This is a genomic window from Flavobacterium pisciphilum (assembly GCF_020905345.1).
Classification (GTDB): Bacteria; Bacteroidota; Bacteroidia; order Flavobacteriales; family Flavobacteriaceae; genus Flavobacterium; species Flavobacterium pisciphilum.
Window position 1 is genome coordinate 1,242,104 of record NZ_JAJJMO010000001.1, and the last position, 16,620, is coordinate 1,258,723.

Genomic DNA, 16,620 nt, shown 5'->3' on the forward strand with positions numbered 1-16,620 from the left:
TTAGAAACAAAGATATTAGAGTTCATTAACCAAAACAAAACAAATGAAAAAATATATATACTATATAATTTTATTTCCAATATTTATTTTTGCTAATTCAGATATTAATAATACATCCAATTATATCAGTCATAATTTAGATGCATTTGGTAATTATCCAAATTATAGCATTACTATATCATCAACAGAATTATTTACGGGTAGCGGAGGAGGAGGAGGTAAAATTTCAGTTGATAACAATGTATTAACAGTTTATTTTAGTGGCGGTTGGACACAACAGCCATTAAAAACTGGAGTAATAAAAGTTCTTACAATTTCTCCTAGTCTACCAGATATTGAATTAGGCCCAGTAACAACAAGTGCCACTAATTATCCAAATGCATATAATGCAAAAATAGAAAATAACAGCCTAATAATATATTCAACCGCAGATGTTTTAAGCAGTATAAGTACAAACATAACCACTAGCCCTTCCAACTATGCAGCTGGTGTAGACTATACTGCTTCACTTCCAAATATTTTTAACTGCACAGATGAAGAAGGAAATAGTAATGGAACTATAACAATAAAAAAAGGTACTGTCACCCTAAACATGAACGGTACATGGCCTAGCAAATGTAATATTAAAACTGGACAAATTCTATATTTAGATACTGGAGTTCCATTACGGAATACGGAATTAGGAATAATTAAACAAGGGTCGACTGATACTAATTATAGAGCTAGAATAGTTTCCAATTTTTTAATATTTTACAATATAGAAGCATCTCCTCCTCTTACAACTACTGCTTCTTTAAATGTTATAAAAGACTTAAACGAAGGTTCTGAGCTTTTGATTCCAAATGACTATTCTAATAATTGGATTCATGCTGTCTCGTATGATATAAAAGGACAGGTCATTGGTCAATCCAGATCATACTTTGATGACCTTGGCAAATCAGATGTGACTCTGTCTAAGAATTATGTAACCAATCAAATTTGGGGTACAGAAACTACCTATGATGATTTTGCTAGACCAGATAGAACTTCATTTATCGCTCCTTCTCCACTCGATTCTTTTGAGAAAACAAATTTCTTAAAAAACAGTACGCAAATCGAATCCTATCCTTCGAGCCTATCATTGGGGGCAATAACATCTAGTAAAGATTATAAAGCTACACAATCTATTACAGCAAATGGAACTATTAGCCCTGGATTAACAGTAAGCTTAACATCACCAAGTATAGTATTAAGTAATGGTTTTATATTAACAGCAACTTCAGGGAGCAATTTTAAAGCAACAGCAGCCATCTTATCCGATGCTTCAACACATCCAAGTTTAGCCAATTACTACAGTGACAATAATACTGAGGAACTATATCAGGCAACAGCAACACACCCCTTTGCTCAGAATAACTATGACCAACTTAATCCTGGAAATGTAATAAATGTGACTGGTGGTAATAAAATAAATGATGAATGGAAAACAGGTTATTCATTTACTGTACCAGCAGCTCAGGAAATGTATTATATTTTTGGTACTGATTATTTTAATAATGATAGAGATCCTGAAAGCTATACTACAGTGGCAAAATATCCTGAATATGACAATAAAGGACTATCTGCTTATTTTATAAAAATTATTCCTTCAGAAAACCAAGTTTTACCTATAGAATCAATACCAGGTGGCAACCTAAACATAATGCTTCAGGTGGGTGGTAGACCATATACAATTAAAGCTAATTCACCACTCGAAAGAGGTAAATTGTATAAAATGTTAGTAGGTGGAAAAAGTGAAATTGTTCAAATACTTAATGAGATTAACTATAGGAAAGCCATTGAAAATAACAGTCCTGGTATAGATAACCCTATAAAAATAATATCAGGAAGCTGGGACACATATACTGAGGTTAACCATTTAAATCAGATTAGTGATGTTTTAAATAATACCGACAACATTATTGTAGGACTGAAATGTTTAAAAACAATCAATATTGACCCTAATGGAATTGAAAACGTTTCATTTATAGATACTGATGGAAAATCATTGGCTTCTGCACGTTCTGGAGGAGCAATCCAATACAAAGTTGCTTCTTTAATTGGAGATCAAGGTTTCATAGATGTACATTTACCAAAAGGATGTGAAGGAACACTATCATATTTTGGAGGTGCAGCATTATACAAAGTTTACGATTTAAAAATTGGAAGAGCATTATCCGATTCCGAAAAAAATAATCTTCAGGCGGGAATATACAGAATAGAATTAATTTCTAAAACACCTCAGTTATCATTAGCGTATATCAATAAAACTGATGGCTCAATTAATAATGTTTCACCAGATGCAAAAGGTGTAACTTATAATGTAAATTATTATGACTATGCTATTAATGTACATAACAAAACTGGTCAAGTAATAAAATCTATACAACCTAATGGATACGTAGCAAATACAACAATAGTAGCATCTCCTTCTTATTTAAGTTCAACTAATTTTGCGACCACATATACCTATAACTCATTAGGCCAATTAATACAAGTTACAAGTTCCGACGAAGGAACTAGTAAATTTGTCTATAGAAACGATGGACAAATACGTTATTCACAAAGTGCCCTTCAAAACGATTCCAAAATATCATATACTGATTATGATAGCTATGGAAGACCAATAGAAAGTGGTGTAATCGCTAATAATTGGACAACTGCTATAATTAATCCTGACGCAGCACTAATTTCAGGTACACGAACAGAGCAAACATTCACTGTATATGATGATGCCGAAAATAATCGTACATCAGTTAGCATCCCTAACAATTTAACCTTAAGTAACGTACTAAGCTCAGCAGGTATTGCTAACACTAATTACATACAAAACAATCTTTCAGGAAATGTTGCTATTACTTATACTAAACCAGAAGGCACAATTTCTGCTATTAGTTGGTATAGTTATGATATTTACGGAAGAGCTGAATGGGTTGTACAATATAATGAAGGTATTGGTGCAAAAACAATACATTACGAATATGATTATAAGGGCAATACAAAAAAAGTAATATTTCAAAAAGACAAATCTTCAGATTTTTTTATACACCAATATAGTTATAATGAAAATAGTGTTTTAACAAAAGTTGAGACTTCAATAGATAATATTAATTTTATAACACATGCTGATTATTCTTATTATAAAACAGGTGAACTTAAAAGAGTAAACATAGCTCAAGGAACTCAAGGTTTAGATTATGTTTACACACTTGGAGGACAACTAAAAAGTATTAATCACCCAAGTCTAGAAGCTAGTAAAGATCCTGGAGGAGATAACAATGATGTCTTTGGTATAACACTTGATTATTATAACGGTGATTATTTGCGTACAGGCAGAAATATAACTTCTTCTCCAACTGCGGGTGCTGATTATAATGGAAATATCAAAGCTACTCGTTGGACTAATAAAGGAGTCCCTGGAGATTTTTCAGGAAATACTGCCAACCAAAAAGGATATTTGTACAATTATGATCGTAACAACTGGTTAACAACAGCTACTTTTGGTAATACAAATTCAAATACTGCAGCAATTGCTGCTACAAATAGTTTAGTTGAAGGAGGATTAACTTATGATCCAAATGGAAATATAAAAACATTACAGCGTACCGATGAGACTGGCTCTTTAATTGACAATTTAACTTATAATTATGCAGGTAAAAATCAATTAAACAGTGTAAATGATGCTGCAACAACAACTGATATAACTGACATTAAAAATCAAAATCCAGATAATTATCAATATGATGCCATAGGTCAATTGATACATAATGCTGAAGAAAACCTATACTATTATTATAATACACAAGGATTAATTACTGAAGTCCGCAAAGGTATAAACCCTGTAATTAAAATATTTTACAATGAGCGTGGACAACGTGTTAAAAAAGAAAGTTATAATACTAGCACATTTTCATTACAAAACACTACTTATTATATCTTAGATTTATCTGGTAATGCTATAGCGATATACAGTTTATCAAATGGAGGTAATATAATTCAAACTGATTTACCTATCTTTGGCTTAAGTAGATTGGGAGTTTATAATAAAACAAATGCTACCAATAGTTATGAGATTACTGATCATTTAGGAAATGTTAGGGCCGTGATTCAAAAAACTAGTGGTAATACTACAATACAATCGTACGCTGATTATTACCCTTTTGGGGAGCAACTACCAGGTAGGAATTCGTTAAGTAATTACAGGTATGCTTTTCAAGGACAAGAGCTAGATAAGGAAACGGGAATGGAAGCTTTTCAGTTGCGTCTTTGGGATGGGAGATTGGGAAGATGGTTGAATCCTGATCCTAAAGGTATCGGTTATTCACCATATATTGGTATGGCAAACAATCCTATTAATACAATTGACCCTGACGGAGGATGCCCATGTAGTCAATGTCCCGAAAATTGTAAAGGTAGCGGTGTTAATCCCATAACAGATGCAGACAATATGTATCCAAATACAAGCGGAATGCAACATTTGGAAGGTATGACAATAACATATGGAAGTTCAAAAAGCATGCAACAAACAAATCCATTTACTCCCTTTGATGATGCAAATAATCTTTTAACAATTGCTTTGAACGCTTCAGGAGCATTAATACCTTTAGATAAATATACCGAAGCTTTAAGTAATAGTAAATTTATATTTAATTATAATGGAGTAGACAAATTATGGAAGATGGGTTATCATGGGGGAGGCAGTGGAAAAATAGCGAGTTCTTCAATTCAAACTGCAAAAATTGAGACTCAGGTTCTTGGCAGTGTAGGTAAAGGAATAAAATTTACAGGGTATAGTTTATCTGCCTTAGGAGTTTTGAGTACTGAAAGACAATATCAGCTTGGTTATATAGACAATGATAGAAGAGCTTATGACCAGTCACTAAATGTAATTAATTTTTATTTCCCAGAACTTGCTTTAGGTACCATACCAGGGAATTATCTAGGACAAAAATATCATACACAAATAATGAATCAGGTGACTAATCCAAACGCTTACTTAAACAATACAGTGGGAAATATTTTAAATTTCTTTGGAGTGCCTACTAGTAAAGAATAATTTTAAACTAACTGAAAATGAAATTTTTTGATTTAATACTTGTTAATTTTTATAAATTTTTTAAAATAATAGATTCAAACATGTTCTCTAATAATAATGATGTCAAATTACATGCTTTTGTATTACTTAGCGCAATTCAAAGTATAAATATATTTAGTATCGTAGGAATATTATATTTTTTTACTTTTTCGAAAGTTCAACCTCAAGTATTGGTTTATATTGCTTTTATATTACCTCTTATTTTTAATTATATAATTTACTATAAAAAGAAAAGGTTTGAGAAAATTATTAGTTCTGAATTAATTAATAATAATATTATACATTATCTTTTAGCTTTCGTTTATGTTGCTGTAACTATATTCTTAATGAATTTGGTTAGTAATTACATTAGAACTAACTATTTGAAAATCCCTCTCTAATCCGAACATTTGATGTCGTTAGGCTATTGTGAATCTCACATTTGTACCCACAACAAAACATATAAAACCACAACTATAAAAAGTTGTGGTTTCTTTTTAATATTAAACACTCTTTATAAAGCTTTCAGAGACATAGCACAACTCTAGATTTTGTTTATCTTGTATTTTCAATACGCTATCTAACATGGTATCATTAACACCAAATTGAACCACAACCTCAATAGAGCCCCCGATAGCGCCGATTTATTTGCTTTAAAAGGTCCTAATAGAGTAAATATTGGGACAGAAATTATAATTTTAAGGTCCTTTTACAAAGCATGCGTATTATATTACTTTAGCTACTTCCATGAAAAACTCAGACTTACAAATCTTCATAAAAAGACTCCATTTTGAATCTTTTTGTAGGCCAATATCTTGTTGAACAACCAACCCATTCCCTACCTGAGTAAATATACCTGGTAAACCTTCAATTAGAATAACAACTGGATTGTGAAATATTATTGCTTCAGATGTATAACATGACATTTAACATTAAAAGTAGGACTTTGCTCTGTAGCTTTAATATTTTGTACTTTCATGAATGATATATTGTGTTTCATTCCTACTAATGTAATATTACTTGTAAAAAACTTGGCTCGTTAAAACGTTCCATAACATAATGCTAAAAAAAAAGTATTATTTTTATCACTCAACTTCGATGAATGAAAAACGTAGATTTAATCTAGTTTTTTAACAAAATAACCACAATAAATCTTACAAATACTTATGTAAATTTTGTTAGATTTGTTAAAAAAATATTGGTGTCTTTTAATAAGTAAAAAGCATCAAATAAATAAAAAAGAAATTCTTATAAATTTAAAAATATGATAAAGAAATTGGTTGCACTGACATTAATATTATGCACTGCATGTCAGTCAACGAAAATAAAAAATGAAACTTATAAAATGGCAATATCTTCCCCTGAATTAGGGAGTATAGGACAGGCAGAAGTAAAAAATGTTGTCGAAAATAATTTTTCAATAAGAACATTACCAAAAATAGAAAATAAAATAAGAGTTTCTATTGATATAGTGCCCTTTAACCGAAAACTACATAAAGCATATACTGCGAAAGCTATATACAACCAAAACCAAACAAAAGTAACCTATGTTGATAGTTTACCAATAAAACCCGAGTTAGTAACTATCAAAATATTAGACATAAACGGGTTGGTTAATGAATTAAATGCTAATTATAATGCAGATGTTTTTAGATTACTTAAAGATACTAAAAGTTCACAAATTATAACGAGTCTTGCAGTAAGTTTATCCAAAGATGAAATTACAAAAATTAGACAGGCTGATGCTTATTACTTGACTAATACTCAAGATAAAAAATATCTTATTGCATTATATAAACTAGGAAAAAAAACAGAAACTATAGATCTAAATCCAGAAATTATAGTTGGATATCAAGCTAGTAAGTTTTGTTGGACTTCTAATCAAAAGGGACAATGGTATATTGCAGATATTGTTTTAGACAATACAAATTGTCTTGGAAACACCAAAACTGTTATCCCAAAAGGAGACAAAAAAAACAAAAGTCTCTTTGATATGTAATTTTACTACATAATCTTCTCTTATAATTACTAATCTATCTCAGAATAGATAATTCAAATAAATTACATTAAAAATGAATAAATCTTTATTATATAAAATTGCTTTAACTTTTATTTTTTTATCAATAGTATCTTGCGAAGAAATACTATTTGTTGATGATATTTCGAAAAAAGAAATTAATTTAATAGCACCTGCAAATAACACTGTTTTATTTTCAACTGGCGTTTCATTATCTTGGGACAATGTAGAAAATGCAGAGAGATATCGCTTACAAATTGCAAAGCCAAATTTTACATCCCCAATTCAAATCGTTGTCGATACCCTGATTACTAAAAAAACTTTTACTCAACAACTAAATATAGGTAAATACGAATGGCGAGTAAAAGCAATAAACAGTGGTTATGAAACTGAATATAAAACCCATGCTTTCGAAATTTTAAATAATGATGATTTTCAAAACAATACAGTTATTTTACTAACTCCAAGCAATAATTTAATTACAAAAGTTGCTATTCAAAAACTTGCTTGGCAAACAATAATAGGAGCAACAGAATATCAGCTTCAGATATTTGACAACAACGATGCTATTATTAAAGAAGAAAAAACAAGCTTAATCAATTTTGACTATACGTTTCCTGAAGGAAGTTACAGTTGGAAAGTCAGGGCAAGCAATGGAACTAAAGAAACTTTATATACTACTAGATCAATACTAATCGATACTAAAGCTCCCAATACCCCTGTACTATCAAGTCCAGCCGATAAAAGCACAACAATTACTACTGACATAAACTTTCAATATAATAGAGTTCCTATAGCTGGAAGTCCAGAAATAGATAGCATTTATGTATACACGGAAAGTGCATTGAGCAATCTTAAGTTTAAAGAACAGGTAAAGAATACATATACCAAAACCCTTACCTCTGGATCTTACTATTGGTATGTGAAATCATATGACAAAGCAGGTAACACTAGTAACAAAAGTACCGTTTTTAGTTTTACAATAAACTAAAAACATTACAAGAAGTCGAAGAATTCATTAATAAAAACAACCATTTTACCAGAAATACCATCTGCTAAAGAGATTGAAAAAAATGGGTTAATGCTTGCAGAAATGAATTTGAATTTACTGAAGAAAATTGAAGAAATGACTCTTTATATGATTGAACAATCAAAAGAAATTAAATCATTAAAAGAAGAAAATAAAAATTTTCAATTATTGTCTGATAGAATTTATAAACTCGAAAACCCTTCAAAATAAAATAATATGAAAAATATTTTTTTAATTATACTCACAATAGTAACAACAAATAGTATCTTTTCACAAACTGACATAGACCAAAATGGCTTAAAATCAACTGTAATTTCAGGATTACAAGCAGATGCTGCTCAAGCAAGAAGATTTGAAATAGCAACTGTAGGATATAATTCGCATCACTGGCAAGTAGGTGGAATTATTATAGTAGAACTATATGAAGCCTCTTATGGAACTGGATATGAAAAATATATTATTGAAAACGGCTTTGGACAAGGTGTCAATTCTGGTTCTCCTGTACTTAAATTATTAGACTCGCACGGAGCATATCATTCTGGGAAAATTGTTTTAGGCACACCAACAGACTTAACTTCCAGTCTCGGTGACTATATAAATAAACAATTACCAATATTATTTGATGTTAGAGATTATGCCAGTTATAAAATTAAAATTACCTATTTACAAGACAAGGTAAATGAATTGAATAGCTATAATCAAATAAAAATTAATCAAAACCCTATAGGGAATACCATTCCCGATTTTGCAGTAAGCACAGAATTAAATAATGACCTACATACAAATGGAACCTTAAAAGTTAGTGGGAACGGGAATCATTATATACAAAATGGTAATGTAGGTATAGGAACAACAACCCCTGATTCCAAACTTACTGTAGCTGGAAACATTCATGCTCAAGAAGTTAAAGTTACAACTACAGCAGGATCAGTTCCTGATTATGTTTTTACTAATGATTATAAACTAAGATCACTAAAGGATGTTGAAGACTTTATTAAACAAAATAGTCATTTACCAGAAATCCCATCAGCAAAAGAAATCGAAAAAAATGGGCTTATGCTTGCAGAAATGAACATGAACCTATTAAAGAAAATTGAAGAACTTACCCTCTACTCTATTGATCAAAATAAAAAAATAAATACTCAGGAAAAAGAAATTGAATCTTTAAAAGAATTAGTTTTGAGAGTTACTAAAATTGAAACCCAATTAGCTTCAAAAGTTAATAACAATGAAAAATAAAAAGAACATTTACATCCTTTTACCAATTGTACTCTTAATATGGGGGATTGTTATATTTCAGTTTTTTTCTTTTACAACTTCAGATACTGTTGTAGATAAAAAATCATCTGATTATAACTTCAAACCGCTTAAAATAGCAGTAAGAGATACATTTGGTATAAATGTAAATTATCGTGATCCATTTTTAGGAAAAATGTATGCTTCAGGTTCAACAACTAAAGTAAAAAGTTCTAATTCAACAATAAAAAAACTACCTAAAAAAGAAGATGCTCTTATATGGCCAATTATAAAGTACAAAGGTTTAATCTCTGACACTAAAGATAAAACTAAAATATTTCTTTTAATTATTTCTGGGCAAAATCATTATATGAAAATTGGTGATACTGCCAATGAAGTTTTCCTTAAAAGCGGTGACAAAGAGTCTATATATGTTAGGTTCAAAGGAAATTTAAATATTATAATGATTGCTGAGTGATTTTAAAACTTAAACTTAAATCAGGTGCTCTACAATTTACTGTATTTATTGCAGTATTAATCGCATTACTTATAAGCGGATTGTTGTTATATGCATATACTTTCATTTACATGAAAGAACAATCTAAAGGTGCAATCGAAAATATTCAACTATCAAATATCGGAATCGATTATTTACTTGAACAATCAGAATTAACAACAGATACCATTCCTATTTCTTTAGTTAAAAAAGAAAACCAAACGATAAAAGTTAACTTATCACAATGGGGATTGTTTGAGAAAGCCACATCAATAAGTCAATTCCGGAAAAAAAAATTCACAAAAGTAGCAATCATTGGTGCTGCAATTAATGCAAAAGAATCTCCTACCTTATTCTTACAAGAAACACAAACTCCTCTAGCGGTCGTTGGTAATACAATACTTCGAGGAAATATATACTTACCCAAACAAGGGGTAAGATCTGGTTATATAGCAGGAAATAGCTATTATGGTTCACAATTTGTATATGGTGACATAAAGAATAGTACAACTCAATTGCCAACTTTAAAAAAAAGTTCTACAGCTGCAATCCTATTCTATTTAAATGAATATAAACCGACCAACGCAAATGACTATATTAATTTAAATAGTACTAGAAATAGTGCAAATTCGTTTAAAAAACATACAAAAAGCATATTTCAAAAAGGCCCTATTTTTCTTGATGCAATAAAACTTACAGGTAATATTATAATTAAATCAGATACTTTAATAAAGATAACTAAAACTGCGCTCCTTAAAGACATAATCCTAGTCGCTCCAATTATAGAAATTGAAGATGGTACCATAGGAAGTTTTCAGGCAATTGCTTCTCAAAGAATTTCAGTAGGAAAAGGGTGCGATTTAGGATATCCATCTGCTTTGGTTTTATATCAGGATACCAAGGTAAAAACAAACGAAACATCTACAAATAAACTCGATAATAAAATTTATATCGGTACTGAATCTATCATAAAAGGAAGTGTCGTTTATTATAAAACAGATCAAGAAACCAATTTCTTAACACAAATTGTATTAGAAGAAAAAGCAAAAATTAAAGGGCAGTTATATTGCAATGGTAATTTTGAATTAAAAGGTAAAGTTTCAGGTTCTGTCTATACAAAACAGTTTGTAGCTAATCAATCAGGATCTGTTTATACAAATCATATTTATAACGGGACAATCGAGAATGAAAATATTCCAAACATTATCGGTGGAGTTTTATTTGATCAAGAGCCTAAAACTATAATGAAATGGTTGTATTAAAAAAAATAAAATCAGCAACATTAATTGAAGCACTTGTTGCTACAGTTCTTATTGTAATCATATTTGTAATTGCAAGTTTGGTATTAAATAATTTAGTACTAAATACATTCTCTAAAAACACCCATCTTATAGAGACTCGGATGAATGAATTAGCATATGAAATTCAAAATAAAACAATAAAAATTCCTCATGAAGAAAATTATGGAAACTGGAATATTGAAGTTCATAAAGAAATAGTAGAATCAAAAGCAATGTTATTTATTATTGCAACGAATGACAATACAAAGAAACAAATAACAAAACAACAGATTTATGACACCCAATAAAATAAAATCTTTTACACTCGCTGAGTTATTGATTGTCATAATTATTACAGCAATTGTTGTGGGGATGGCTTTTAGTGTACTGCGTTTGGTTCAAAAACAAATTCATACCATTCAAACTAATTTTGATAAATCAAGCAACCTAGCCTTATTTGAACAAAAATTGTGGCAGGATTTTAATGAACTAAATACTATTCAATATAACAAAGAAGAAAAATTGCTGTTAATGCAATCAGAAATGGATACTGTAATTTATTCTTTTAATGACACTTATAGTTTAAGAAACAAGGATACTATAAAATTAAAGTTAGTTCCTAATTTTCTTTTTTTAAATGGAAAAGAAACAGAATACGGAGATATAGATGCTATAAAAATTCAGGCCAACAATGAATTAGTAGATTATGAAATTTTTGTATCGAAAAAAAATGATGTAACCTTTTTTATAAATCAAGAAAATGGCATTTAAATTAGAAAACACTCCAAATAAAGTTACTTCTACAAATAGAAAAGAAAATAGTATCGAAGATTTACTAAAAAAAGAAATCACCTTTTTTAGTTCTGGATTTAATAACAAAAAAAAACAGGCTTTTTATCAGGAATTAGCTGTCTTACTAAAAGCAGGCATTACTTTTAAAGAAGGGTTATCCTTAATCGTTGAATCTTTAAAGAAGCAAGCTGATAAAGATTTAATTCAAAAAGTATTAAATGATGTCATTAATGGAAAATCCTTTTCAGAAGCATTGTTAGATTCAAAGGCGTTTACAGAATATGAGTATTATTCAATACAAATAGGAGAAGAAACTGGAACAACAGCTCAGGTTTGCCAAGAATTAGGGCTTTTTTATGAGCGGAAAAATGAACAAAAAAGGATTATCATAGCGGCACTTACCTACCCTTCGATAGTTTTATCAACAGCTGTGCTTGTTGTAGTATTCATGCTAAGTTATGTTGTACCAATGTTTGAAGGTATCTTTAAGCAAAACAACATGGAGCTTCCCGCTCTTACACAAATTATTGTGAAACTCTCCGCTTTTACTAAAACCTTTGGGGTATATGGGCTACTGATAATTATAGCACTTATTTTTACTGGACGTATATTAAAAGATAATGCAAAGTATAAAAAAATCCTTCATTTTTCTTTAATAAAAATCCCGATTATTGGCACTTTTATAACCAAAATTTATCTTGCACAATTTACACAAGCTGTAGCACTATTAACTACAGCAAAAGTTCCGTTGCTAAACAGTATACAAATGGTCAAAAAAATGATACGCTTTGTACCATTGCAAGATGCACTTGAAAAAGTAGAAAATAATATCCTAAAAGGAAATAGTTTAAGCTCAAGCTTAAAAGAAAACACATTATTTGATAACAGAATCATTTCGCTTGTAAAAGTTGCTGAAGAAACCAATCAAACTGAATACGTGTTCAAGCAACTAAGCGAACAATACAATCAAGAAGTAGTACAGCAATCTAAAATTATGACTACTGTTTTAGAGCCATTTATTATACTTTTTGTTGGGGTTCTTGTTGCTGTTTTATTAGTTGCTATGTATTTACCAATGTTCCAACTTAGTAGCGCTATAGGCTAAAACTTTTATTTTAAAATTTTACAAACAATAAAGAATAGTTTTGTTAATATTTATTTAAAGAAAACACTAGAATTTAGCTTTTATTAATTATACTTGTATTTTCCTACGGAAATCAACAAATAATTATCAATAAATCTAAATATGCATAAAATTTCTACCCTAGGAATTCTTTTTACAATGTTATTTACTAACATTATATTTTCTCAAGTAGCAAAAGATATTCCTGACTATTTCCCAGTAAGCCCAAATGCCGCATCATTTGCCAAACAAGGTCTTTTTCCTGTAGATTATTCAACGGGGAAAATAAATATTAGTATTCCGATTTATACCATAAAAACAAATGAACTAACTGTACCAATAGATATAAGTTATAATAGTGCTGGAATACAATTAGACGAATTGGCTTCTTGGGTAGGATTAGGATGGAATTTAAATGCTGGAGGAGCTGTCATCAGAAATGTAAAAGGAATTCCTGATAATAGTGAACCTGTTCCAAATATTGCAAATTTGGCCTTTACTGAACCTAATTATAGAATTTTATACAATCAATTTGACCCTTATAACTTTGGAACTGTAGATACAGCATACGATGAATTTATTGTCAATGCTCCAGGCTTATCTGGGACCTTTTACTTTGTTGACAATAAAGCTATTTTCAGAGATTTACAAAATACAGTAGTCAAAACGTCCTTAAACAATAATCAATTATTTTATGAAACACCTACATTAGAAATAATCAAAGGCGATGGAACTACTTATCGTTTTGGACAAGGTCTTGATGGTTATAACGCAACCGAAATTTCTCGTAATACTGCTGATACTTACAAACCTAGATATGTCTCTACATGGTATCTTACTGAAATCATCCCACCTAATAGTAATAATCCAAAAGACATCATATCCTTCAAATATAAAGCAGTCGACTATACAAGTGATTACAAAATTATTATTGGGGAAACATTGGTTGAAAACTCTATAAGTAATAACAATCTACCCAAATTAAAATCTATTTACCCTGGCTTAACAAGTTCAACCAGACAGTTTTTGACAGCTATCAACTTTAGTAATGGATCCGTTGAATTTTCTTCTTCCAAAAACAGACAAGATTTAGCCGATGATTATAAGCTCGATAAAATTAGTATTTATAATATAATTGGGACAATTAAAAAATTAATACAAGATTATAGTTTTGATTATGATTACTATATCAGGCATGGTGGTTCTATTACCTCTTCAGCCTATCCTAATCCAGGCGATCCTAATGATTATTATGCAAGCAGGAATGTCAATAGCAGAAATAAATCATTAAGACTAAATCAAATAAAAAATGAAATTCTTAATACCAAACATTCTTTTGATTATGAAACGACACAATTACCAGAAAGAAGTACAACACAAAAAGATTATTGGGGCTATATTAATACAAACTCTGGAAACCTGTCACCTCAAACAAGAATAAGACGTATGTCAGAATTCCCACTACAAGATGTTTCTTTTCTAGTAGGTAACGGAAACAGGACCGCAAACGAAAGCATGATGAAATCCGGTATTTTACAAAAAATAACTTACCCAGAAGGTGGTTATTCCATTTTTGAATACGAAGCCAATAAATATACAGAAAATGTGAGCACTCCAACCAATGTGTACAGAAGCGCATCTGCTGTTGCTTACGGATATGGAAAGGGTTGTACAGTTCACTCTGCTAACACTACTTTTACTCCCGTAAACTATGTTTCAGGAAGTGGTAAATTAACTATTTCTTTCATGTCTGCCACTGATGAAAATGGAGGTGCCACAAACGTAAATTATGATTCTGAATCTTTTGTAAGACCCTTACCCTTTACCATGGGAGGAAACTATATGCATCAAAGAGATTTTGGAAACTCTACACATACTTTATCGGCTTATGAATATAGAACAGGGAGTTTTGGTGCACAAGCCTGTCCAATATCTAGTATCACAGCTTCTTGGCTTGAAAATTCAGGAGAGACAACAACTCCAACAGTAAAGTTAATAGGTGGTTTACGTATAAAATCTATTAAAAATTATGATGGAGTAAATACCAATCCAATAACTATAAAACAATATAAATACGAAGATGAAAATGTACTAATAAAAGAAGGAAACGGAAGTTATGTTAGAGGCGTTTTTGCTGAGGACAGAAAGTCAGATGTACTACCTATTTTCTCTACAACTGCTGTATTTGACAATAACACAGGTGGGACTCCAGCTATGACTTATGGAAAAGTTACTGAAATAGATATAAATACCATCGATGGAAAAAAGAATGGAAAAACTGAATATTTTTTTCAAAATATTCTTTCTGAAAGAATATTTGATATCAATGCGGGGAATTTACCAACAGTTTTTAAAAGCCCTTTTTTTTCAACATATCCGGTAAATGGTTTCACACCAATCAATATATATCTACCTTTGGGTTTTCTAACAAATTTTGCCTTTTTTAAGAATGATCTTTGGAATCAAGGCTCTTTGTTAAAAACAAATATTTATAAAAATGGAACAACTCCTGATACATACAAAATAATTAAAAGTATAACTAATCAATACACCATATTAAAACAATCAGCATTACCTTATAATATTGTTTTTAATAATTTCCCTTCACAAGTTAATCCTGGAGATAATATTGGATCATTTAATTTACCTTATAATGAACGAGCAGACTTTCATTCAGGTCAATTTTATTATGCTGTAGGTCAAACTTCTCAAGGTAAAAAAGTAATAACCAGTACAACAGAAACTGATTATGATGCCAATGAAAACCCGATTACCCAAAAGACAACTACTTATGATTATCAGAATCCTACACATTATCAATTAACCAAAACCGAAATTACTAATAGTAAAAATGAGATTTTAAGAACTCAATTGAGTTATCCTCAAGATTTAGTCATTAATGGTCAAACTACTGAAATGCAAAAATTAGTAGCTCAAAATAAAATTGATAAGCCTATTAAAACTGAGACTTTTATCAATGATATACAAACTTCTGAGTCTATTACCAAATACGAAGAAAGTACTGTAACAGGAAATTTATTATTACCTAAAGAAATACATACTACCAAAGGAACTACTGAAACTTTTCCGTTTAACGATGCCAATCGCAAAGTAAATTTCAACTTATACGATACAGATGTGGTTAATGGTATAACCAAAGGAAATGGAAATGTATTGCAATATTCTATGGAAAACGGTATACCTATTTGTATCATTTGGGGCTATAATAAAACCCAGCCCATTGCCAAAATAGAGAATATTAGTTATGCAAACATTCCAGCAGGTTTGATTACAACTGCTCAAGATGCTTCAAACACAGGAACAGAAACAGCTTTAATAGATGCTTTAAATGCCTTACGCATAGCATTACCTAATGCAATGGTTACAACCTATACCTATATCCCACTAGTTGGAGTAAGCACCATTACAGATCCAAAAGGAGATACAATCACTTATAGCTATGACAACTTTGGAAGGTTACAGTTTGTAAAAGACAAAGACAAAAATATCCTTTCAGAAAACCAATACCATTATAAACAATAAGCCAAAAATGA

At 30.2% G+C, this 16,620-nt stretch carries 12 protein-coding genes; 11 read left to right on the forward strand and 1 reads right to left on the reverse strand.

From position 1 onward, the window contains the following. The first annotated feature begins 43 nt into the window (after positions 1-43). The gene (locus tag LNQ49_RS04685) at positions 44-5,074 is read left to right on the forward strand and encodes an RHS repeat domain-containing protein (RefSeq protein WP_229987556.1); all 5,031 of its coding nucleotides are present in this window, start codon (positions 44-46) and stop codon (positions 5,072-5,074) included. A 743-nt stretch (positions 5,075-5,817) separates the two neighbouring features. Here LNQ49_RS04685 and LNQ49_RS04690 read toward each other — a convergent pair. Next, on the reverse strand, positions 5,818-6,018 hold the full coding sequence (locus LNQ49_RS04690) for a hypothetical protein (protein ID WP_229987557.1): 201 nt from the start codon (positions 6,016-6,018) through the stop codon (positions 5,818-5,820). A gap of 419 nt (positions 6,019-6,437) precedes the next feature. Here LNQ49_RS04690 and LNQ49_RS04695 point away from each other — a divergent pair, with 419 nt between their 5' ends. From LNQ49_RS04695 to LNQ49_RS04740, 10 genes are all read left to right on the forward strand, one after another. Further along, on the forward strand, positions 6,438-7,091 hold the full coding sequence (locus LNQ49_RS04695; protein ID WP_229987558.1) for a hypothetical protein: 654 nt from the start codon (positions 6,438-6,440) through the stop codon (positions 7,089-7,091). A gap of 73 nt (positions 7,092-7,164) precedes the next feature. Further along, complete coding sequence (locus tag LNQ49_RS04700) at positions 7,165-8,100, forward strand: hypothetical protein (RefSeq protein WP_229987559.1); 936 nt, start codon at positions 7,165-7,167, stop codon at positions 8,098-8,100. A 90-nt stretch (positions 8,101-8,190) separates the two neighbouring features. After that, complete coding sequence (locus tag LNQ49_RS04705; RefSeq protein WP_229987560.1) at positions 8,191-8,349, forward strand: hypothetical protein; 159 nt, start codon at positions 8,191-8,193, stop codon at positions 8,347-8,349. Positions 8,350-8,355: 6 nt separating this feature from the next. Beyond that, positions 8,356-9,378, forward strand: coding sequence for a tail fiber protein (locus tag LNQ49_RS04710; protein WP_229987561.1), 1,023 nt, complete (start codon positions 8,356-8,358; stop codon positions 9,376-9,378). Beyond that, complete coding sequence (locus LNQ49_RS04715) at positions 9,368-9,853, forward strand: hypothetical protein (protein WP_229987562.1); 486 nt, start codon at positions 9,368-9,370, stop codon at positions 9,851-9,853. Before LNQ49_RS04710 ends, LNQ49_RS04715 begins: the two co-directional genes overlap by 11 nt. Further along, a complete protein-coding gene (locus tag LNQ49_RS04720; protein ID WP_229987563.1) occupies positions 9,850-11,133 on the forward strand; it encodes a hypothetical protein in 1,284 nt (427 codons plus the stop codon). The genes LNQ49_RS04715 and LNQ49_RS04720 overlap by 4 nt, the downstream gene beginning before the upstream one ends. After that, complete coding sequence (locus LNQ49_RS04725) at positions 11,121-11,459, forward strand: hypothetical protein (protein ID WP_229987564.1); 339 nt, start codon at positions 11,121-11,123, stop codon at positions 11,457-11,459. The genes LNQ49_RS04720 and LNQ49_RS04725 overlap by 13 nt, the downstream gene beginning before the upstream one ends. Further along, positions 11,446-11,922, forward strand: coding sequence for a prepilin-type N-terminal cleavage/methylation domain-containing protein (locus LNQ49_RS04730; RefSeq protein ID WP_229987565.1), 477 nt, complete (start codon positions 11,446-11,448; stop codon positions 11,920-11,922). The genes LNQ49_RS04725 and LNQ49_RS04730 overlap by 14 nt, the downstream gene beginning before the upstream one ends. Then, entirely contained in the window at positions 11,912-13,048 is a 1,137-nt protein-coding gene (locus LNQ49_RS04735; RefSeq protein ID WP_229987566.1) for a type II secretion system F family protein, read from the forward strand. Before LNQ49_RS04730 ends, LNQ49_RS04735 begins: the two co-directional genes overlap by 11 nt. A 141-nt stretch (positions 13,049-13,189) precedes the next feature. Next, positions 13,190-16,609 carry an RHS repeat domain-containing protein gene (locus LNQ49_RS04740; protein ID WP_229987567.1) on the forward strand — a complete coding sequence of 1,140 codons (3,420 nt, stop codon included), beginning with the start codon at positions 13,190-13,192 and terminating at the stop codon, positions 16,607-16,609. Positions 16,610-16,620: the final 11 nt, after the last annotated feature.

Coding starts and splice junctions, on each gene's coding strand:
- LNQ49_RS04685 (WP_229987556.1), top strand. CDS start 44: ATGAAAAAATATATATACTATATAATTTTATTTCCAATATTTATTTTT.
- LNQ49_RS04690 (WP_229987557.1), bottom strand. CDS start 6,018: ATGTCATGTTATACATCTGAAGCAATAATATTTCACAATCCAGTTGTT.
- LNQ49_RS04695 (WP_229987558.1), top strand. CDS start 6,438: ATGGCAATATCTTCCCCTGAATTAGGGAGTATAGGACAGGCAGAAGTA.
- LNQ49_RS04700 (WP_229987559.1), top strand. CDS start 7,165: ATGAATAAATCTTTATTATATAAAATTGCTTTAACTTTTATTTTTTTA.
- LNQ49_RS04705 (WP_229987560.1), top strand. CDS start 8,191: ATGCTTGCAGAAATGAATTTGAATTTACTGAAGAAAATTGAAGAAATG.
- LNQ49_RS04710 (WP_229987561.1), top strand. CDS start 8,356: ATGAAAAATATTTTTTTAATTATACTCACAATAGTAACAACAAATAGT.
- LNQ49_RS04715 (WP_229987562.1), top strand. CDS start 9,368: ATGAAAAATAAAAAGAACATTTACATCCTTTTACCAATTGTACTCTTA.
- LNQ49_RS04725 (WP_229987564.1), top strand. CDS start 11,121: ATGGTTGTATTAAAAAAAATAAAATCAGCAACATTAATTGAAGCACTT.
- LNQ49_RS04730 (WP_229987565.1), top strand. CDS start 11,446: ATGACACCCAATAAAATAAAATCTTTTACACTCGCTGAGTTATTGATT.
- LNQ49_RS04735 (WP_229987566.1), top strand. CDS start 11,912: ATGGCATTTAAATTAGAAAACACTCCAAATAAAGTTACTTCTACAAAT.
- LNQ49_RS04740 (WP_229987567.1), top strand. CDS start 13,190: ATGCATAAAATTTCTACCCTAGGAATTCTTTTTACAATGTTATTTACT.